At 60.5% G+C, this 19,322-nt stretch carries 18 protein-coding genes; 4 read left to right on the plus strand and 14 right to left on the minus strand.

Annotated features, from left to right (window positions below):
• Positions 1-39 precede the first annotated feature (39 nt).
• A complete protein-coding gene (locus GBK02_RS10380; RefSeq protein WP_203466601.1) occupies positions 40-1,173 on the plus strand; it encodes a hypothetical protein in 1,134 nt (377 codons plus the stop codon).
• 32 nt (positions 1,174-1,205) lie between these two features.
• Positions 1,206-2,633 (plus strand): threonine synthase, encoded by a 1,428-nt coding sequence (thrC, locus tag GBK02_RS10385; protein WP_203466602.1) that lies wholly within the window; start codon positions 1,206-1,208, stop codon positions 2,631-2,633.
• Positions 2,634-2,665: 32 nt separating this feature from the next.
• On the opposite strand, the gene GBK02_RS10390 is transcribed toward thrC, so the two are convergent.
• Entirely contained in the window at positions 2,666-3,799 is a 1,134-nt protein-coding gene (locus GBK02_RS10390) for a PleD family two-component system response regulator (RefSeq protein ID WP_203466603.1), read from the minus strand.
• Positions 3,800-4,003: 204 nt separating this feature from the next.
• Between GBK02_RS10390 and GBK02_RS10395 the strand changes: the two genes are divergently transcribed.
• A complete protein-coding gene (locus GBK02_RS10395; protein ID WP_203466604.1) occupies positions 4,004-4,486 on the plus strand; it encodes a bacteriohemerythrin in 483 nt (160 codons plus the stop codon).
• A gap of 81 nt (positions 4,487-4,567) precedes the next feature.
• Here GBK02_RS10395 and nadC read toward each other — a convergent pair whose 3' ends face one another.
• The gene (gene nadC / locus GBK02_RS10400; protein ID WP_203466605.1) at positions 4,568-5,431 is read right to left on the minus strand and encodes a carboxylating nicotinate-nucleotide diphosphorylase; all 864 of its coding nucleotides are present in this window, start codon (positions 5,429-5,431) and stop codon (positions 4,568-4,570) included.
• 54 nt (positions 5,432-5,485) lie between these two features.
• Here nadC and GBK02_RS10405 point away from each other — a divergent pair, with 54 nt between their 5' ends.
• Positions 5,486-6,967, plus strand: coding sequence for an FMN-binding glutamate synthase family protein (locus GBK02_RS10405; RefSeq protein WP_203466606.1), 1,482 nt, complete (start codon positions 5,486-5,488; stop codon positions 6,965-6,967).
• On the opposite strand, the gene GBK02_RS10410 is transcribed toward GBK02_RS10405, so the two are convergent.
• The 12 genes from GBK02_RS10410 to GBK02_RS10465 all read right to left on the minus strand — a co-directional run bounded on the left by GBK02_RS10410 (position 6,933) and on the right by GBK02_RS10465 (position 19,286).
• Positions 6,933-8,426, minus strand: coding sequence for an NAD(P)H-hydrate dehydratase (locus tag GBK02_RS10410; RefSeq protein WP_203466607.1), 1,494 nt, complete (start codon positions 8,424-8,426; stop codon positions 6,933-6,935). The genes GBK02_RS10405 and GBK02_RS10410 overlap by 35 nt on opposite strands.
• Before the next feature lie 46 nt (positions 8,427-8,472).
• Positions 8,473-9,723: an NnrS family protein gene (locus tag GBK02_RS10415; RefSeq protein WP_203466608.1), complete on the minus strand. Its 1,251-nt coding sequence runs from the start codon at positions 9,721-9,723 to the stop codon at positions 8,473-8,475.
• Entirely contained in the window at positions 9,720-10,478 is a 759-nt protein-coding gene (locus tag GBK02_RS10420) for an ABC transporter ATP-binding protein (RefSeq protein ID WP_239002970.1), read from the minus strand. The genes GBK02_RS10415 and GBK02_RS10420 overlap by 4 nt, the downstream gene beginning before the upstream one ends.
• The gene (locus GBK02_RS10425; protein ID WP_203466609.1) at positions 10,448-11,263 is read right to left on the minus strand and encodes an ABC transporter permease; all 816 of its coding nucleotides are present in this window, start codon (positions 11,261-11,263) and stop codon (positions 10,448-10,450) included. Before GBK02_RS10425 ends, GBK02_RS10420 begins: the two co-directional genes overlap by 31 nt.
• Positions 11,260-12,252: an ABC transporter substrate-binding protein gene (locus tag GBK02_RS10430; RefSeq protein WP_239002972.1), complete on the minus strand. Its 993-nt coding sequence runs from the start codon at positions 12,250-12,252 to the stop codon at positions 11,260-11,262. Before GBK02_RS10430 ends, GBK02_RS10425 begins: the two co-directional genes overlap by 4 nt.
• 21 nt (positions 12,253-12,273) lie before the next feature.
• Complete coding sequence (locus GBK02_RS10435) at positions 12,274-14,331, minus strand: TonB-dependent receptor (RefSeq protein ID WP_203466610.1); 2,058 nt, start codon at positions 14,329-14,331, stop codon at positions 12,274-12,276.
• 178 nt (positions 14,332-14,509) lie between these two features.
• Positions 14,510-16,432, minus strand: a complete 1,923-nt coding sequence (locus tag GBK02_RS10440; RefSeq protein ID WP_203466611.1) for a TonB-dependent siderophore receptor — start codon at positions 16,430-16,432, stop codon at positions 14,510-14,512.
• Between the two features lie 75 nt (positions 16,433-16,507).
• Positions 16,508-16,726 carry a hemin uptake protein HemP gene (gene hemP, locus GBK02_RS16985; RefSeq protein WP_203466612.1) on the minus strand — a complete coding sequence of 73 codons (219 nt, stop codon included), beginning with the start codon at positions 16,724-16,726 and terminating at the stop codon, positions 16,508-16,510.
• A 14-nt stretch (positions 16,727-16,740) separates the two neighbouring features.
• Positions 16,741-17,358 carry a 30S ribosomal protein S4 gene (gene rpsD / locus GBK02_RS10450; RefSeq protein WP_203466613.1) on the minus strand — a complete coding sequence of 206 codons (618 nt, stop codon included), beginning with the start codon at positions 17,356-17,358 and terminating at the stop codon, positions 16,741-16,743.
• Between the two features lie 319 nt (positions 17,359-17,677).
• On the minus strand, positions 17,678-18,445 hold the full coding sequence (locus GBK02_RS10455) for an EAL domain-containing protein (protein ID WP_203466614.1): 768 nt from the start codon (positions 18,443-18,445) through the stop codon (positions 17,678-17,680).
• A gap of 32 nt (positions 18,446-18,477) precedes the next feature.
• Positions 18,478-18,807 (minus strand): DUF2149 domain-containing protein, encoded by a 330-nt coding sequence (locus tag GBK02_RS10460; RefSeq protein ID WP_203466615.1) that lies wholly within the window; start codon positions 18,805-18,807, stop codon positions 18,478-18,480.
• The gene (locus GBK02_RS10465) at positions 18,804-19,286 is read right to left on the minus strand and encodes a MotA/TolQ/ExbB proton channel family protein (protein WP_203466616.1); all 483 of its coding nucleotides are present in this window, start codon (positions 19,284-19,286) and stop codon (positions 18,804-18,806) included. The genes GBK02_RS10460 and GBK02_RS10465 overlap by 4 nt, the downstream gene beginning before the upstream one ends.
• Positions 19,287-19,322: the final 36 nt, after the last annotated feature.

A 19,322-nucleotide genomic window follows, 5' to 3' on the forward strand; every position in this document is an offset into this window, starting at 1 on the left:
CTTGAGCCGGTAAAACCGACCGGCAACGCTTACCCCACCGTGAACAGACTCCTTGCCCTTGCTGGCTTGTCGCTTCTTGCCTTGCTCGGCAGTGCCGTGTGCACACTGGCCGGCTGGGGAACGCCACTGGCGGTGGCTCACTTGGCTTTCGCCATCGGTATCGTCCCGCTGATTTTCGCTGCGATGAGCCATTTTGTGCCCGTGCTGACCCGTACGGGCGACCCCAGTCGCTGGATAATTCGCCTGCCATTCCTCGCCCAGATCGTTGGTGGCGTGGCTGTGCTTTCGATGCAGGGCTGGTTGCCGCGCAGCCTGCTTTATCTGGCCGCCACGGTCGACCTCGCGCTGGCCGCCATTTTGCTCAACTGGATTGCCGGGCGGGCGAGAGCAACCCTGGGGTCACCTCATCCCGGCTGGCGCTGGTATGGCGCCGCTCTCGGCTGCCTGATGCTGGCCTTGCTGGCCGCTATCCTTATCGGATTCTTTCCTGCCTACTGGCGAGCCTTGCGTCTTTTTCACCTGCATCTCAACACCATTGGCCTGGTCGGTCTGGCGGCACTGGGAACGCTGCCGGTCCTGCTGCCAACGGCACTCGGCAAGCCCGACCCCGAAGCCGCCGGCTGGTTGCGGCGGCGGCTCTGGCTGGTGGCCGGCGGTGCGCTGGTCATTGGTTCCGGCACCGCAATCCTGTGGCCTTTTGCCGTCCCTGGCGCAGCGCTGTTGCTGGTCGCCGCTCTCGGCCTGATCGGCCAGTGGGCCAGACGTTTCGGCCTGCGCGAAATGCTGGCCGACGGTGTTGCTGCATCACTGCTCGCCGCGGTCTGCGGGTTATTGCTGACCCTTGCTGCCGGCGTCGCCCACGGTGCCGGTTTGCTTGAGGGGCGGCCCAGCCTTTATGCCTGGGGGGCAGGCTTCCTGTTGCCGTTGATCACCGGGGCGCTCAGCCAATTGCTGCCCGTCTGGCGCTGGCCCGGCCCGATGTTGCCGGCCCGGCCGATCATGCGCCAGAAACTGGCCGCGAGTGGCGCCTGGCGGGGAGGCTTGTTCATCCTCTCGGCGATTGCGCTTCTGGCCAATCAGGATGCGTTGGCCGGGGTATTTTTGATGGCTGGCGTACTGCTCTTTGCATTTGGCCTGCTGCAAGCTATGCGCGTCTCGCGGTCGACGCGGTAAAATCACCGTTTTTCGCTTTTCAGGTTTTCGCCATGCGCTATCTTTCGACTCGCGGTCACGCCGCGCCCCAGGCTTTCTGCGACATCCTCCTCGGCGGTCTGGCGCCGGATGGCGGCCTTTATCTGCCGGAAAGCTATCCGCAGATCAGCCGTACCGAACTGGACGCCTGGCGCAAGCTGTCTTACGCCGATCTGGCCTACGAAATCCTCGCCAAATTCATCACCGACATTCCGGCCGCCGATCTGAAGGCGCTGGTTGCCAAGACCTACACGGCCGATGTCTATCGCCATACCCGCAACGGCGGCAACGCAGCCGAAATCACGCCGCTGACCAAGCTGGAAGAGGGGCTCTACACGCAGGAACTGTCGAATGGCCCGACGCTGGCCTTCAAGGACATGGCCATGCAACTGCTCGGCAACCTGTTCGAGTACGTGCTCGACAAGCGCGGTGAGGCGATCAACATCCTCGGCGCGACCTCCGGCGATACTGGCTCGGCCGCCGAGTACGCCATGCGCGGCAAGCACAACGTCAAGGTCTTCATGCTCTCGCCGGATGGCAAGATGAGCGCCTTCCAGCGTGCCCAGATGTATTCGCTGCAGGACGCCAACATCTTCAACATCGCCGTCACCGGCATGTTCGACGATGCGCAGGACATCGTGAAGGCCGTCTCCAACGACGCCGAGTTCAAGGCCAAATACAAGATCGGCGCAGTCAATTCGATCAACTGGGCCCGCGTCGCGGCGCAGATCGTCTATTACTTCCAGGGCTACTTCCTGGCTACCAAATCGAACGACGAGCAGGTTGCCTTCACCGTGCCGTCCGGTAACTTTGGCAACATCTGCGCCGGGCACATCGCCCGCCAGATGGGACTGCCGATCAAGCAACTGGTGCTCGCCACCAACGAAAACGACGTGCTCGACGAGTTCTTCCGCACCGGCGTCTATCGTCCGCGCACCTCGCTTGAAACCAGCGTGACCTCCAGTCCGTCGATGGACATCTCCAAGGCCTCCAATTTCGAACGCTTTGTGTTCGATCTGGTCGGCCGCGACCCGGCGGTTGTCAAGGCACTGTGGGCCAAGGTCGACAAGGGCGAGGCTTTCGACCTGTCTGCCACGGTCTACTGGAAAAACATGCCCGAATTCGGTTTTGTCTCCGGCAAGAGCACGCATGTCGACCGGATCAATACCATCCGTTTCGCACAGGGTCGCTACAACGTCATGCTCGACACCCACACGGCCGATGGCCTGAAGGTGGCGCTGGAGCATCGCCAGCCGGGGCTCCCGATGATCGTGCTGGAAACGGCTCAACCGGCCAAGTTCGAGGAAACCATTCGCGAGGCACTGGGTACCGAGCCGGTTCGTCCGGCGGAGTTGGCCGGGATCGAGAATCTGTCCCAGCACGTCGTGGTCATGGCGCCCGATGTCGAAGCGATCAAGCGCTTCCTGGTCGAACGCGTTTAAGCAATTGGAAGAAGGGGCTGCGGCCCCTTTTTTTATACGCGGTAATCCGAAGCGGCCAGCCGCTGCAGGCGGGCAAGAACTTCCGAGAACTCGCCTTCGATCGAAATGGCCTGATCGAAGAATCGGTGTGTTTCATCCAGTGCCTCCTTGAGCAAGTCCTCTACATAGCTTTCCTGACTTTCGGTCAGGCCAAGCGTCACGATGGTCCGGCTCAGGCCTTCGATCATTTCGACCATTTGGTGCTGGCCATTGCTGCGATTGTCGCGCGACTTGTCATTGATTCGCGCCAACGCACCACGCAACTCAGCCAGCACGCCTTCGATGCCCAGTTTCTGCAAGTCGCGTTCCTTGCTGGCATCCAGTCCGCCAATCCTGATATCCGCACTTTCCGCCAGGACAGCCAGGTTATCGCGCAAACGTCCGACTTTTTCCGGGTTGTCGGTGGGCAAGTTCTGCACGAGTAATGAAACATGCGCGTAATTGAGCACCGCCCGCGAGCCGAACTCAAAAATGCGACCGATATCCTTCAGCGTATCGAGCACGGAGGATTGCAAAGGCGACATTTCTCCCTCGGTCGAGAGAACAAGCAGCTCATTGCAACCGCGAATCTGGACGGCTCCTTTGAGCCCCCAAGCCTTCATGGCCTGAATCAGCTGTCGCCCGATGCAGTCATAGCTGTGCCCACTGGCGGATTCTCGCAGGAACTCAATGACTACCCCCAGATCGCTCATGCCGGTCATTGCGGCAAAGGCTATCTTTTGTGCGTTTGAAGACTGATCGGCCAGTTGGCGCAGGCGATCGCCCTGATCGATGACCCCTTTGATCTTGTGCTTCAGCTCATGCACGGCAATCGGTTTGGTCACGAAGTCATCACCGCCGGCCTCGTAGGCGGCAACACGCTCGGGCGCCGTGTCGTGCGCCGAGACAAAAATGACCGGGATGTTGCCGCTTCCCGGCCGAGCGCGGAAGGCACGGCAGGTGTCGTAACCGTTGATGTCCGGCATCTCGATATCGAGCAGTAAAACATCGAACTGCTCATGACAAGCCAGGAACTCCTCACCGCCGGAAAATTCCGTGACTTCGTAATCGGTGCAGAGCAGGCGACTCAGGATGACACGTTGCGGCGTGTTGTCTTCAATAATCGCAATCCGGTGTTTGCTGTTCATCGCCTCTCCTTTTTGTTCGAAAATATTAGCACAAATGTAATTTTTGATAAATCAAACCTGTGTTTTATCAGGACTATTCCTTATGCCATGCAACAGTCGATTGACTAAGGTCAATAGTGACATGACTAAAGTGATATTTACTTGCTACCTCGATTTAAAGGATTGCCGGACTGATAACCGGCAAAGAATCAAAGGGGAACAAAAGTGCCTATTACATGGGATAGCAGACTGGATACCGGGATTGAAGTCATCGATGCCCAGCACAAGAGAATCGTCGGTTACATCAACGATCTGGAAATCGCCAAGCAGAAGGGCGACCGGCATCTGGTGACGGAAGTGATCGAGCAGTTGATTGATTACACCCAGTCGCACTTCGGTTTTGAGGAAGCCATGCTGGAAGAGGCTGGCTACAAGTTTTTGAAGCCGCACAAGAAAGTGCATGAACTGTTCATCAAGCGCATTACCGAATTCACCATGCGGGCAGCCAAGGGTGAAGATATTGCCGATGAATTGCACAGCATGCTGGCGAAATGGCTGCTCAACCACATTGCCAACGAAGACCGGGATTACGCCGTACTCGTCAAGCAGATGGTGAATGCAGAACCGGTTGCGGCTGCGCCGCAGGCACCGGTACAAAGCAGCAAGCCCGGCATCATTTCAGGGCTGCTCGGGCGCTTTTTCCGCTAGAACCCGGAGAATTCCGGGCCGCCCGGCCTGTACGAGGCTGGCGGCCTTGGGGCCGCAGAGAAACTGCAGGCCGGGAAGGGTTCAGTCAATAAAGCGCATCGAGAGATCGAGCGCCTTGACATCCTTGGTCAAGGCACCGACCGAGATACGGTCGACGCCGGTTTCGGCAATGGAACGAATGGTTTCCAGCGTGACGTTGCCGGAAGCTTCGAGCACCGCACGGCCGGTATTGATCCGGGCCGCTTCGCGCATCATGCCGAGTGAGAAATTATCGAGCAGGATCATCGTGGCCCCGGCATCAAGGGCAGTTTCCAGTTCGCGGATCGATTCGACCTCGATCTGGATGAACTTACAGCGCGAACCGGCGCGTTCGGCCGCCAGTCGGGCTTCGGTCAGCGCACCGACAATGCTGCCGGCGGCGTGAATATGGTTTTCCTTGATCAGGATTGCATCCCACAGGGCAAGCCGATGGTTGCCGCCGCCACCGGCACGAACGGCGTATTTCTGGGCGATACGCAAACCCGGCAGGGTCTTGCGGGTATCGACAACCTGGGCCTTGGTGCCTTCGATCGCATCGGCGTAAATCCGGGCCTTGGAAGCAACCGCCGAGAGTAGTTGAAGGAAATTCAGGGCAGTACGTTCTGCCGAAAGCAGGGCGCGGGCATTGGCGCTGATCTGGCAAAGAACGTGGTTGGCGGCAATCCGGTCACCATCGGCAGCACACCAGACGACAGTCGCATTCGGATCAAGCTTGAGAATGGCCTGATCGAACCAGGCCGTGCCGCACAAAACGCCTGGCTCGCGGGAAACCACGGTGGCCTGGGCAATGCGCCGGGCGGGAACCAGTTCGGCGGTAATGTCGCCGGCACCGATATCCTCAAGCAGGGCGGCATCGACGTTGCGGGTAATTTCAGAGGCGAGCGGGAAATCAAATTCGATGGACATGGAAGCGTTGAGTCGGCATGCTGGGAGCGGAATTGTACCGTTTGAGGAGCCTGCATGTCCGAGATGATCGGTGTTTTTCATGTCAGCATCGGCGTGCTTGTTGCGCTGATTCTGGCCATCCTGCTCAGCTACTGGTATCTGCGCGACATCACCCAGAAGCGTCATACCGTTCTGCGCAACTTCCCGGTCATCGGCCATCTGCGGTTCTTTTTCGAGAGTCTGGGCGAGTATTTCCGGCAATATTTCTTTCTCGGCGACCGTGAGGAAATGCCCTTCAACCGGGCGACACGGGCCTGGGTCTATCGTCTGGCCAAGAACGAAGGCGGCATTCTCGGCTTCGGCTCGACTTACGACATCAATCAATCCGGGGCACTGATTTTCGTCAATGCCGCTTTCCCTGTGCTGGAAGCCGACCATCAACCGACACCTCCGGTACTGATTGGTGACGGCTGGTGCGACAAGCCGTTTTCAGCCCGCTCGCGGATCAACATCAGCGGCATGAGCTATGGCGCGATTTCCCGTCCGGCCGTCCAGGCCCTGTCGCGCGGTGCGGCCATGGCCGGCTGTTACATGGATACGGGCGAGGGCGGCCTGAGCCCTTACCACCTTGAAGGTGGCTGCGATGTGATTTTTCAGATTGGCACGGCCAAGTATGGGGTGCGCGACAGCCAGGGCAAGCTCGACCCGACCAAGCTGCGTGAAATGGCGGCGCACGAAACGGTACGTGCCTTTGAAATCAAGCTTTCGCAAGGTGCCAAGCCGGGCAAAGGCGGCGTCTTGCCGGCAGCCAAGGTTACCGAAGAAATTGCCCGGATCCGCGGCATTGCCTTCGGCGTCGATTCGATTTCGCCGAATCGTCACCCGGAAACCGGGAACATGGATGAATTGCTCGATATGGTGGTCCAGGTGCGTGAAATCACCGGCAAGCCGGTCGGTATCAAAACTGCGATTGGCGGCTGGCAATTCATGCATGAGCTGATCGAAGCAGTTCGTCGACGCGGCCTCTACTGTGCGCCGGACTTCCTGACCATCGACGGCGGCGAAGGCGGTTCAGGGGCTGCGCCGCAAGCACTGGCCGATCACATGGCGCTGTCGATCAACGAAGCCTTGCCCCGTGTCGTCGATGCGCTGATCGAAAGCGGTTTGCGCGACCGGATCAAGGTGATTGCGTCCGGCAAGCTGATCACCCCGGCCAAGGTGGCCTGGGCGCTGGCCTGTGGCGCCGATTTGGTCAATACGGCGCGCGGTTACATGTTTTCGCTCGGCTGCATCCAGGCCCTGCGTTGCCACCAGAACAGTTGTCCGACCGGCATCACGACACACGACCCGCGCCTGCAGCGTGGCCTGGTGGTCGAGGACAAGGCCGAACGGGTGGCCGGTTATACACGCAACATGAACAAGGAAATCGAAATGATCGCCCACGCCTGCGGCCTGAAGCATGCCGGGGAGTTCAAGCGGGAGCACGTACGCATGGTCCAGCCCAACGGCCAGAGCATTTCACTCAATATGCTCTACCCGTACCCACCCATTCGTTGAACAACTGGCGGGCCGGCGCTATCGTTTCGCCGGCCGTCATGCCGATCGGGCCACAGCCCTGGGCCAGCAAACGGTCGGCTGCAGCACCGTGCAGGTGCACCCCGGCCAGCAAGGCTTCGAGCGCCGGCCACCCCTGAGCGAGCAGGGCCACGATCAGCCCGGTCAGCACATCGCCCATGCCGGCGGTGGCCATGCCCGGATTGCCGGTGGAATTGATCCAGAAACGCCCGTCGACCGCAGCAATCACCGTACCGCAGCCTTTCAGCGCCACGTGGCAGCGATAACGTTCGGCCAGACCACACGCTGCATCAAGGCGGGCAGCCTGCACCGCTTCGGTTGAACAGGCCAGCAGACGGGCGGCTTCGGCGGGATGCGGGGTCAGGATTGCCGGGTTGGAACGGCTGGCCAGCGCAACCTGCAGATTGCCTTCGCGGGCGATCAGGTTGAGGGCGTCGGCATCGAGGACCAGCGGTTGATCGAGGCTGATCGCCGCCTCCAGCAATTCGCCAGCCTGCAACGACATGCCCAGACCGGGGCCACAGGCGAGGGCGGCCAGTTCGGTGAGCAACAGGTCCTTGCCCGTACGCAGCATCAATTCCGGCTGCTGGAGATCGCAGGCGGGCGCCGTGCTGTCGAGCAGGCCGAGATAGACGCGTCCGGCCCCGAGCTTGAGCGCCGCACGTCCGCTCAATAAAGCTGCGCCGACCATCGAATGGGCGCCACCGAGTATCCCGGCGCTGCCAAAACTGCCTTTGTGACTGTCTTTCCGGCGTGGCTTCAGACAGCCGGCGAAGTGCATCCGGGCCAGTTGCCAGGCGGTCGGCGGGAAATTGATCGACGGATCGATGCCGATATTCGCCACCCGGACTTCCCCGCAATGATCCGGCCCTGCTGCGGTCAACAAGCCCGGTTTGCCCGAAATGAAGGTGATCGTGTGCGTGGCCTCGATGGCCGGTTCGAAGACCTGGCCGGTATCGGCATTCAGCCCGGAGGGGCAGTCGAGTGCCAGCAAGGGGCAGTTGTCGCGCCGCTGCAGGCGATTCGCCGACTCGATCAGTGCCGCATGTCTGCCGCTCGGTGGCCGGCTCAGGCCGATGCCGAACAAGCCATCGACGATCAGTCCCCAGTGCTGTTGTTCGGGGATTTGTTCAAGCAATGTGCCGCCGGCCGAACTAAAGCGTTGAAAAGCGGCAGCGGCATCGTCCGGCAGACTACTGACTTGCCCCGAAAAAACCAGATACACGGTCAAGAAACGCTGACGCAACAGTCGCGCTACTTCAAAGGCGTCGCCACCATTGTTGCCCGGACCGGCCAGCACCAGCACCGGTAGTCCATCATCGCTGACCAACTCGATTGCCCAGGCGGCAGCGGCTATACCGGCTCGTTGCATCAGCGGTTCATCGCGATGGCGGGATTCGATTTGACGCAAGGTACTGCTCAGGTAAAGGGCTGTATTCATGGATTTCATTCTAGCCGAAATGAATCGGCAGGATTTTGCGCCGCCCCTATTTCACCGCTTCATCACAGCCCTGGCCGCCGTCGGGGCGAGGCCCGGCCAGCACCTTCCACGCGTAAGCCAGATAGAGCATCCAGCAGCCCAGCCAGCTCACGCCGGCCAGCAGGATGAGCAAGGGATAGGCCGCGGAAAAAGCCGGCAGACCAGCGCTGCCACGCATCAGCGCCGCGCTGAGCAGCAAGCCGGCTGAAATCAACAGCCAGCGGCGCTGATCCAGCCCGTGCCCGCTGTGCAGGCGGCCGGCAACAGCCATCACGATGAGTATCGAGAGGCTGAGCGCACCGGCCAAAAGCAGGTGATGACCGGCGCTGATCAGGTTGTGGCCGCTGAGCAGGCCGAGTCCTATCGTGGCGTAGCCAAGCGCCATGCAGCCGTAGACCAGATAGGGAATCAGCACCCAGCGTTGCAACAGGGCACGGCCGACGTGCCAGTCGTTGAGCAGGTTGAATATGCCGGCCGCAGCGGCCAGCGCCAGCCAGCCGCTGGCATGGCTGCCGGGGAGCAGAAATTCGGCAAGGCTGTAGGCGGCAATGCTGAAAATGACCAGGTTGCGGCGTGGCGGACGGGCCAGATAAGGCGCCGCCATGCCGCCCTGGGCATCGAGTACGTCATTGACCAGGCGCATCGAGATACGTGACAGCGCGACGACGATCAGGATCATCATCAAGCCGACGCTCAGCCGCAACCAGGCCATCGCGTCAGCCTGACGGAAAAGAGCGACATAGAAGCCGCCATGCACGACGATCAAGCCAAGCAAGGCGTGGAAAAAGGCAAGGTGGCGGCGATTCGGGTCGCGCCACAGCGGGCCGCTCAAGCGGATGGTCAGCAGGATAAGGAAGCTCAGGTCGAGGATCGCTGCCGGCATCACGCCGATCCAGCCGGCCAGCAGATAGGCCAGGCGGCCGCCGAACCACAGCGCGAGCAGTTGGCGAACGGTGTTCGGGCGGACCGGTGCCGTCCCGGTAAACTCGATGATGGCGGTGAGCAGGAAGCCGGCAATCGATGCGCCGGCAAAACCGAAGATCAGTTCGTGGGCATGCCAGACGACGGGGCCGCCCGGCAAGTCGGGCTGTGGCAAAAGGCCACCCAAAATGCCCAGCCAGTAGCTCATGGCAAGCAAGGCGGAGAGCACGGTGAGCAGGAAGAACGGGCGGAACGGACAGCACCAGAGGGCGGCCAGCGGGGCGGGTTCGCCGCCTGCCACGGTCAACCGGGGAAAACGGGCAAAATTGAATTTCATTTTCGCGCCACCAGGGCAAAGGCAGCACGGACATCCGGCCACTGGATGAACTCGGCGGTATGGGCGAAGACCCAGCTTTCATCACGCTCGGTGACCGGCGTTTCAAGGCGGTGTTCGGCCACGATGGCCCCCGGCGAGCCGGTCATGATCAAGATGCGGTCGGCCAGGCGGATCGCTTCCATCAGGTCGTGGGTAATCATCAATACAGCGCTGGCATGCGCCGCGCGCTCCCTGGCCAGTAGATCGTAGAGCTCGCTTTTGAGGCCGATGTCGAGTGCCGAAAAAGCCTCGTCAAGCAGCAGCAGATCGGGCTGGACAGCAAAGGCCCTGGCCAGGGCCGCCCGGCTTTGCATGCCGCCGGAAAGCGCACCGGGAAATTTATCGAGATCATCTTCGTCCAGCCCCATGCTCAAGGCCAGTTGCCGCGCCCGGCTTGTTCGCTCGGGTCGTGCGATGCCTTGGGCCTTGAGGCCGAGGGCGATGTTTTCCAGCGTCCGTTTCCAGGGCAGCAGGCGCGGTTGCTGAAACATCATCGCCGGCCGAGAAAAACCGTTGTCGATCCGGCCTTCCCAGGGCGCCAGCAGGCCGGCGGCCAGGTTGAGCAAGGTCGTCTTGCCACAGCCGGACGGGCCGACCAGGGCGACGGCTTCGCCGGCATGAACGGTCAGGTTGATGTTGTCGAGGACGCGCTGGTAGCCGAAGCGATGATTCAGCGCCGAAATGCTTAATTGCTTGATGATGCCAACTCCCGCCACGACTCGACCTTGCGCTTGACCGGTTCGAGCAACAGATATTCGATGGCCAGCAAGGTGCCGACCAGCGCCACGATCCAGGCCATCGACGCCGCCGTGTCGAGATGGCTGCGCGATACGGCAAGCGCCGCACCGATACCGTCCTCGGTCGACAGCAATTCGGCCATCACGACAATCTTCCACGACATGCCGAGCGCCGCGATCCAGGCCGGGAAAAGGTAGGAAACAACGTGCGGCAGATAAATGTCGGTTAGCTTCATCCAGGTCGACAGCCCGAACATCCGGGCCAGTTCCTTCAACTGGCCGTCCAGCGTGCGCGTGCCTTGCATCGCACCGACAAAGATGATCGGGAAGCAGGCGATGAAAACGGTGAAGATCGGCGTGCCGTCGCCCGCCCCGAACCAGAGCAGCGCCAGGATCAGCCAGGCGATCGGCGGCATCCCGACCAGCACGGTGATGATCGGGCGCGACATCATCGATGCCGTCATCGAAACCCCGGCAGCGAGCCCGAGCAGGCTGCCGACCACGACCGAAAGCCCGAAACCGGCCAGCGCCCGGCGGGCCGTGATGCCGATTTCAGTCCACGCGCGGCCATCGTTCAACAAGCCACCCAGCGTGCTCAAGGCTTCGAGCGGGGTTGGCAGGATCAGCGGGCCGAAGGCTTCCGCGGTCAACGTCCAGACCGCCATGAAAATGCACAGGCTGGCCAACGAACCCCAGCCGCTCCACAGATAGTGGCCGGTGGCGGCCAGCCACTCGCCGATAACGTTGCGCCCGGATTGACTCATCGGGCGTAGAAAGCGTCATCCGGCATTTTGCCGCCGACCAGGGCCGGGTTCCTGGCATGCAATTGGCCGAGGAAAAACTCGAGTTCCGGCCTGGCTTGCGCCGTCGTCACATGACGCGTCTGGCTAACGGCCATGGCATCGGCTACCGCTTCCGGACTGAGCAGGTCAATCCGTTTGGCGACCATTTCACCGCATTTGAGTGCATTTTTCTGGCACCAGAGCAGCGACTGTTCGTAAGCCGCCATGATCTTCGCCTGCAGCGCTTCGTCTTTCAGGGCTTTGCCGATGACCGCAATGCCGGCTTGCGGAATGCGGGTTTCACGCTTGAACAGGCGGCCCCATTCCTGTTGCAGGTCGACGCTGCGATGCAACTCGGGAGCAATCAGGCTGACCGGGAAGGATTGGGTCTTGCGCAGCGCCATCGATACGGCCGGCTCGGCCAGCAAGGCATGGTCGACCCGCCGACTGACCAGCAATTGCATGGCATCGAGCGGCGAACCGACATAACGCAGCTTGAAATCTTTCTTGGCGTCGAGTCCCTGTTTCTCGGCGATCAATTCAAAAACGATGTCCGGCATGTCGGCCCGGAAAGGCATGGCGATTTCCTTGCCCTTGAAATCGCTCAGCGTTTTTGCCGTCTTGTCACGCGAGACCATCCACAAAACACCCCAGGTCGAGATGTTGAGCAACTTGAGCCCGACGCCGCGGTTATACAGATTGGCAGCGACATTGCTTGGCATCGCCACGAAATCTGCCTTGCCGCCGAGCACCAGCACACGCAACTGATCCGGATCTTTCCAGGTCTGGAATTCGACATGGTCGGCAATGTCTTTCAAGGCACCGCTGTCGATCATGTGGATCAGCGGCGTCGAGACCGCTGCCGGCGGGCCTGACAGAACCAGCCGGGGCAAGCGCTCGGCCTGGGCCGGTGTCAGGCCAAGCCAACCGAGAAGGGCGAGGGCGGTAAAGCGGGCAAAGCAGGATTTCACGGGGCAGGGTCTCGAAAAGGATTAAAAACTACCGCGCCAGGCAAGCTGGACACTACGGCCGGGCGCCTTGATTTCAGCACCGGAAACACCTTCGGTCAGGTGCTCATGGTAAATCTTGTCAGCCAGGTTCCTGACCGCAAAACGCAGGCTCTGGTTTTTGGCAAATTGCCAGCTGGCGCCCAGATCGGCGGTGACGAAACCGGCCGTCGCGTTTTCGGCGCCACGCGTGAATTGCGTCGCCACCCGGTCCTGGCGGTCGACCAAACGCAGCGTGAAGTCGGCCTTCACGCCAGGCATGACGCGCCCCATCCAGCCGAGCGACACCTCATCGGCCGGCATCTGGAACAGGGGTTCGTTGAGATCGTCGTTTTCGCCGCGAATACGCGAGTAGCCGGCACTCAGCCACTGGCCGGCGACAAACTGCCAGCGAGCGTGCGCTTCGATACCGTAGAGCGTGGCGCTGCCGAGATTGACCGTTTTTTTGCAGTTGCCGGCATTCGGCGCACCGCAAGCAGCTGTGGCGGCTGCACCGCTCAGAATCTGGCCGGTCATGTAGTTGTCGATCTGGTTGTAAAAGGCCGAAATGCCATAGTCGACCGTGGCATTCGCTCCTTTGATGCCAATCTCGAACTGATCGGCCTTTTCGGCCTCGACTTCAGGGCTGCCGGCATAGAAATAGCCATCGCCGCGCAAGCCGGACTCGTAACGTTCACGCATCCCCGGCGCCCGGAAGGCACGAGCGTAGTTGGCGTAGGGGCGGAACAGCGGGGCGACTTCGTAAATGGCGCCAAGGCTGCCGGAAACAGCGCTGTCCGAGCCGTCGAGACCGGTCGTCCGGGCGCCGTTGCCCATGCTGGCGGCCTCGCTCTTGACCGTGTCGTAGCGCAATCCGGCCAGCAGGTTGAGCCGGCCGAAGCGCATGTCGTCCTGGACGTAAAAGCTGAGCGCCTTGATTCTGGCGTCCTGGAAAGGATTGTTGGCATTCAGCGTGGTGAAGGGCGCCGCGCTGACCATCTTGCGATCCGGATTGCCGCTCATTTCCCAGGCATTGACGCCGAAGGACAGCAGATGCTGCGGATGAACCAGCCAGTCGGCCTTGGCATCGAAACCGTTGGTTTCGAAAGTGACCCGGTTGGTGACGATGTCGCGATTCAGATTGTTGGCCCAGGAATTGATGTTGCGCTCCATTTCCTGCCGATAGACGCGGAGATCCAGATTGACCGGCGCTTCGCCTGTGCCCCGGCGGTTGTAGCCGATCTCAAGCAGGCGGCGCTCCTGTTCCGGCGAATGCACGGTGGTGCTGCCGACCAGCGGGCTGGCATGCGGCTTGGTCGAACCGGCGTACCAGACGTCTTCATCCTTGTGCATTTGGGCTGAAATGCGCAATTGCTGCTGGGCATCGATCCTGAAGCGGTACTGGCCGATCAAGGCGTCCGAGTCATAGCCGGTGCGGGCGACCGTACCCTCCGGCGATTTGTAATCATCGATCCTGGCCAGCGAAGCGCCGAGCATCAACGCATGATCAGCGGCGCTGGCGTTGAGCACGGCCGTACCGCGCATGCCCTTACTGGCGCTGTCGAAACTGGCGCCGGTTTCCAGTCCGAAACCGGGAACAAACCGGGCTTGCGGCAACAGAACGTTGATCGCACCGCCAATCGCACCGGTGCCGTAGAGGACCGAAGCGCCCCCCTTGATCACCTCAACCCGTTCAGCCAGGCCAAGCGTCATGAATGAAGCAATCGCGCCGGCCGGCTGGGCCGAATTGAAGCGCATGCCATCGACCAGCAATACGGTGCTTTCCTTGCCAAGGCCGCGAATCACCGGATTCTGCCCCTGGGCGCTGTCGTTCGAAACGGCGATACCGGGCTCGCCGCGCAAGGCATCGCCGACATTCGCGGCACCGCGCCGGGCAATGTCCTCACGGTCGAGCGTGGTGGTCGATAGCGGCGTATCGAGATCGTTGGCGGCATAACCCTTGGCGGTGACATTGACGGCAGAAAGTGTGCTTTCCTGGGCGTTGACCGCGGAAAAGGCAACAAGCAGGGCAATCGTGACGGTACTAAGACGAGGCAAGTCCATGAACAACTCCAGTGAATGCGGCTGGCTGGCGTAGGCTGGCTTGCCTGATCGTTAATCAGAAAACGCTAACATTTTACCAAATGAGAATGATTGTTAATTTGATTGATGTCATTTTTGTCGTACAAAGTAAAACGCCCGGAGCGACTGATCGCATCCGGGCGCGCTGAGCTGGCTGGCTTCAGAAATCGGCGCGTAACGTCACATACAGATTGCGACCCAGCTCGGCATAGCCGAAATTGGCTGATTTTTCGGCCAGCCGGACATCGGTCAGGTTGTTGACGCCGGCCCGGAGGCTGAACGTCTGGTCGAAACGCTTGCCGACACTGGCATTCCACAAGGCGTAGGCGGGCAGGTCGCCGGCACTGCTGCTTTGATCGCCATAGTATTCGACCCCGCCGCGACTGCTCCAGCCTTGGCCGATGGTCCAATCGACGGTTGAAGCCAACGAAATTCTAGGCCGGTCGTTCAATGCCTTGCCGGTTGTTTCATCCTGGGTATCGAGCAGGGTCAGGTTGGTGTTCCACAGCAAATTGCTGCTGACATTCCAGCTAAAGCCGGTTTCCAGACCGTTGATCGTTGCCTTGTCGACGTTGTCGTAAAGATAGGTGCGGCGAATGCCGACCGTCTTGATCAGGCGATAGGTAATCAGGTCGTCAACCTTGGTGTGGAACAAGGTGGCCCGCAGATTCAGCGGGCCGCGCTTCCAGTCGGCGCTGATTTCGAGCGAGTCGGATTTCTCGGGCTGGATGTTGCCGTTGCCCAGGAAAGTATGCGGCCCTTCGGCACCGATATAGCTGGGCGAAATCTGCTTCAGCGTCGGCGCCTTGAAGGCGTGGCCGTAGCCCCCCTTGATGACCAGTTCCGGGCTGGCTTCCCAGACCAGGTAGGCGCGCGGGCTGGCTTCCGAGCCGAACAGTTCGTGTTCGTCACCACGTACACCGGCGGTCAGCATCACGCTGCTGCCGAGTGCGATTTCATCCTGGATGAACAGTGCCTTGTGCGTTGCGCTGTCCTTGCCGCCGATCAGGCCGCTATTTTTCAGAGATTCCGTCCGGTGTTCGCCGCCAATCGTGATGATCTGGCCACCCAGCTTGATCGCGGCAAAGGCATCGACAACCTCGTCGCTCATGTTTTGCGGCCGGGTTGCGCTGACGCCATTGGTTCGCGTATTGGTCACGTCGATTTCGCTGCGATAGGCCCGGACCTGGCTGCGCCAGGCACCGAACTCGCCTTTCCAGGCCACGCTGGCTTGGGATTTTTCGATGTCGTAGCGATTCTCGTAAGCTTTACCGGCACTGCTCACATCATCGTAAGTGCGCACCTCGTCGCCCTTGCTCCACTGGACATCGACACTTTGCGACTCAGTCAACTTGAGGGTACCGCCCAGACCGGCAGTCCGTGTCTTGCGTCCCTCGATTTCGGAATAGCGCCGGTCGTCCTTGTTGGCGACGGCAGCACGTTGGGTGCTCTCGCCATTGACGCGCAGCGTCACTCGTTCGCCGACCGGGCCGGCGGCAAAAACCGAGCCCTGGGTTGCCTGGCCGCCATCGTTGTCGGCCAGGGCCGACCCTGAGAGCATCAACGAGCCGATCCATTTGTCCTTGGGTTGGCGGGTGATCAGATTGATCACCCCGCCGAGCGCCTCTGAACCATACAGGGTAGACATCGGGCCGCGAATGATTTCAACCCGTTCGATGGCTGAAACCGGCAGCCAGCCGTACTGGTAGTCGGAATGGCCAACGACATCGTCGGAGGGAGCAATGCGGCGCCCGTCGATCAGCGTCAGCGTGTGTTTTCCTTCCAGCCCGCGTAACGCCAGCGTCTTGCGACCGCCGACCTGGCGTGGCGAAAGCGTGATGCCGGGGCTGCCGCGTACGGCATCGAGCAAATCGGTGGCGTTGCGCTCTTCAAGCTCTTCACGGCTGATCACGCTGATTGATGCCGGTGCCGTGCGGGTTTCGTGTTCGGACAAGGTGGCGCTGACCACGGTTTGTTTCAGCGTTGTTTCTTCGGTCAAGCCATCCTGCGCGAAGCCGCCAAGCGCGCTGAGGATGGCAAGCGTGCAGACGCGCAGTTTGAAGCGGGGATGAGTGGGGTACATGAAGCCTCCTGAAATCATGGAAATAGGCTGGCTTCCTGCACTTCAGGTGGCTGGCAAAGCGGTCTGGGCCGATGGTTACTTGGTCAGAATCAGCTTGTCCAGGCGAGTGATTCGCAAACTGTAGCGTTCGCCGCCATGCATGATGCTGATCTCCTGGTGATTGCCGAACAGGCTCTGGCTGCTGATTCTGTGGCCATCGCTCCGGCTTGCCAGCGGGCTGACCGGAAGATTGTCCTGCGAGTGACGCAAGTGTCGGTTGAACGGCGTTTTGACGGTTTGTTTCTGGTGTTGCATGGGATGGCTCATCCTTACATTCGGGTGGCGTAATACTCGACGATGCGCTGCAAGTCGATCGGGAAGGGGGCTGACGTACCATCCGGCAGATGGCTGAGACGGGCGGTCAGTGTCGTGCTGTCGAGTGCGATCCATTCCGGGCGTTCAAGCGCCGGGCTTTCGAGGGCACTGCGGATGGCGGTGAGTTTGCCGCCTTGCTCGGTCGGGCCGAAGGCGTCGCCGACGCGGATGCGGATCGATGGAATGGTGACGCGCCGGCCATTGAGGGCGAAGTGACCGTGGCTGACCAGTTGCCGGGCCGCCGGGATGGTGGGTGCGAAACCGGCCCGAAACACGAGGTTGTCGAGGCGACGTTCGAGCAGTTCGACCAGCTTGTCGCCGGTCGCACCGCGGTCCTTTTTAGCATCGAGCACGACGCGGCGTAGTTGACGCTCGGAAAGTCCGTAGTTGTAGCGCAACTTTTGCTTTTCCATCAGTTGCAAACCAAATTCGGACTTGCGGCTGCTCAGCTTGCGTGCGCCATGCTGGCCGGGAGGCTGCGGTCGATCCTGCATCGTTTTACGACTCAGGCCGGGCAGATCGACGCCCAGAGCGCGCAAAACCTTGAGACGGGGGCCGGTGTAACGGGACATATTTTTTCTTTCAGTTAATTTGACGGTCTGCTGCGGTCAACGGGCCAAAAATGACAAAACCCGCGGCGGATGACGCCGAGAAACAGGGACTGATGCGGAAAGCGGTTGGGTCGCGGCTGATCGCCGGCATTCAGCAAACAGGTCGGTGTTATCCATGAGGCACTCCAGACGTTTTGACAAAAACTGGCTGGCTGGCCGGATACCCGGATGGCTGGCTGAATCGGGAAGGGAAAGCGTCGGTCCGGATCAAGGAATGACGCTTTCGATCTAAATAAGAATTATTATCAATAAAGCGATTCGGGTCAAGCAATATGACCCATCAGGCTGTTTGTTTCTGCCGGTCGGCAGGCTTGATCAGGCAGCCACGCCGGATGAAGCGATCCTGGAAAAGGAAGCCCTGCACCAGATCAAATCCCATTTGTCGGGCCATCGCCAGGTGATCCTCGGTTTCTATCCCTTCAAGCACCGTCGTCAGCCCGAGATCGGCCGCCTGGGCCAGTGCCCAGGTCAGGATGGTGCGCTGCTTGGCCGACATTTCGCCGACCAGCCACGAGCGGTCGAATTTCAGGAAGGCGGCGTGCATCAGTGCGGCATAGGAAACCAGGCCGCGTGACGAAGCCAGGTCGTCGATCGCCAGGCGAATCTTTTCCTGGTCGAGCTGGCGCATCATGCGCTCGGAAAGATCGACGTCCTGTAAATGCAGGTTCTCGATCACTTCGACCACCAGCCGGCTGCGTTGCTGCCGCAAAACGGGCAGGAAAACGTTTTCACCATCCTCGGCTTCACCCACGGCATAACTGTCCGGATCGAGGTTGACGAAGAGCAAGCCATGCTGCGGTGCCTCGGCCAGTTGCAGGCGTTTCATTTCCAGTTCGGCATGCAGCAGGAGCAGGGGATTGGCGTGCAGGGCCTCGAATACATGGTCAGGCGGCAAAGTGCGGCCGGTCGTGTCGATGAAACGGGCCAGTGCTTCATGGCACTGCGCATCGCCGGTACGGGTCGACACCAGCGGCTGGTACTCGACGCCGAAGCGGCGACTGTTCAGACACTCAAGAATGCGATGCGGATGAATTTTGGGTTGCGGCACATTGGCTTTCAGAGGTTCATGGAATAACAGCACTAATTGGCCGGTACGCCCTCGGGGACGTAGACCATCGAGCCATCCTTCATTTTGTAGGCGACGCCGGCCTTTTCGCCGTCGCCGCTACCGATGTTGCCGTTGGCCTTGTATTTCTCGATCTTTTCGCCCTTCTTGATCATCACTTCCATGCTCGGCTTGCCGGGATCGGTGATCACGGTGACGTCCTGCTTGTTGAAGGGATTGATCAGCGGGTTCTGGGCGACAGTGATGAGCAGCGCGGCGATGATGACGAGGAAGATGTCGATCAGGTTGACCACCGACAGGATCGGGTCCTCGGTTTCCGGTTCGTGCAACAGTTTCAGGCTCATGCTGCGGCTCCGCGCAAACTCTCGATTTCCAGCATTTCCTCGGCCAGCCAGCGGCGGCGCACATTGACCACCCAGTAGGTGATCGAGGCTGCGATCAAGGCCAGGATGACGGCCGAGAAAGCGATGGTCAGGTTTTCCGATACCTGGGCCAGGTTGCCGTCGGATAGCGATTTCAGCGCCGGCCCCATCGGGATCATCGTCGCCACCAGGCCAAGCATCGGCGTCACCCGGCTGGCGATGCGCGGGTTCTCCAGCGCCTTGTGGGCGAGCAGGTCGAGCTGGTCTGCGGTCAACGCCGGATTTTGGCGAAAATCGCTGACCAGCGGCCGGCCCAGGCCTTTTTTCCGATACATCGCGAGCAGCAGGAATTCGCCCAGCACCCAGAAGGCGTAAAGGAAAAGGCCGGCAATCAGGGCCAGGGTGGGCAGCAGGAACAGCTGCGAAATCTGGTACATCGACAGTTCTACGAGATTGGACATAAGGACTCCGTGAAAAAATGGGGTGGATATGAAGTG

The organism is Dechloromonas sp. TW-R-39-2, assembly GCF_016864195.1.
GTDB lineage: Bacteria > Pseudomonadota > Gammaproteobacteria > Burkholderiales > Rhodocyclaceae > Azonexus.